Below are 962 nucleotides of genomic sequence, written 5' to 3'. Positions count from 1 at the left end.
GTGATCGACAGATCCGCGTTCGCACCGGTCGAGAGGTTGAGCGCGCCGGCCACGATCGACGAGTTCTTGGCGCCTGCGGTCGTCTGCAGGGCACCGGAAGCACCCGCCGTCTTGACGGTCTGCACACCGGTCGCGAGATCGATGGCATTCAGAACATCGTTGACGTTGCCGGCCTGAAGGTAAACGGTCGAGTTGCCGTTTCCATCCGTGACCAGATTGCCGACCTGGGTGGAACCCGTTGCGACTGTGGTGGGCGTCTTCGCGTTCGAGAACGTGATCGTCTTGCCGTCCACGTTCAGCGTCGATCCGTCCTGAATCAGGGTTCCGAGCGTGGTCGAAGAGGTCGAGCGCGCCTGGGTGACGGTGACCTGGCCGCTGCCGGCCGCGCCCGTCAGGCCGAGGGCCTTCAGAAGGTCGGACCTGCCGGAAATGCTGAGGTCAGCGCCGGTACCCGTGTTCAGGGTGACCTTGCCGGCAGCGATGCTGTTAGCAGTTGCGCCGCCGCTCAGGGTCGCAGCGCCACTGGCGATCGAGACCGTCTGAGCTCCGCTGGCAATGTCGATGGCATTCAGCAGGTCCTGCGCAGTACCCGTCGCAGCCGTAGCGCCAAGATAGACGGTTGAGTTACCGTTACCGTCCGTGAGGACATTGCCGATGGTACCGGATCCCGACGGGATATTCGCCCCGGTCGGAACGTCCGCGGCCTTGAAAGTGATCGTGTGTCCATCCACGGTCAGCGTTTCGCCATCGGTGGGAGCGCCGTTGGCGGCGATGGTCGTCGCACCGGCGGTACCGGCCAGCTTCAAGGCGCCGCTGAAGGCGGTCGTACCGTCGCCAGCCACTGCAGCCGAGCCGGTCAGGGCAGCCGAGACACCGCCGAGCGTCGTCGTTCCGGTCGCAACAGTCGCGCCACCGGCAGCGCCGGAGAACAGCACGTTGGAGAGCGCGGTCGTGCTGGTGTA

1 protein-coding gene is annotated in these 962 nt (G+C 65.4%); it reads right to left on the bottom strand.

Annotation, left to right across the window (positions count from 1 at the left end; translation table 11 throughout):
* The coding region (locus tag CWO91_RS42300) for a DUF1522 domain-containing protein (protein WP_130221187.1) at window positions 1–962 on the bottom strand (962 nt) is incomplete at both ends.

The organism is Bradyrhizobium genosp. SA-3 (assembly GCF_004212635.1).
In the GTDB taxonomy this organism is placed as follows: domain Bacteria; phylum Pseudomonadota; class Alphaproteobacteria; order Rhizobiales; family Xanthobacteraceae; genus Bradyrhizobium.
Note: the sequence above shows the minus strand (reverse complement) of the source record. Positions and strands in the feature narration are given on the sequence as shown.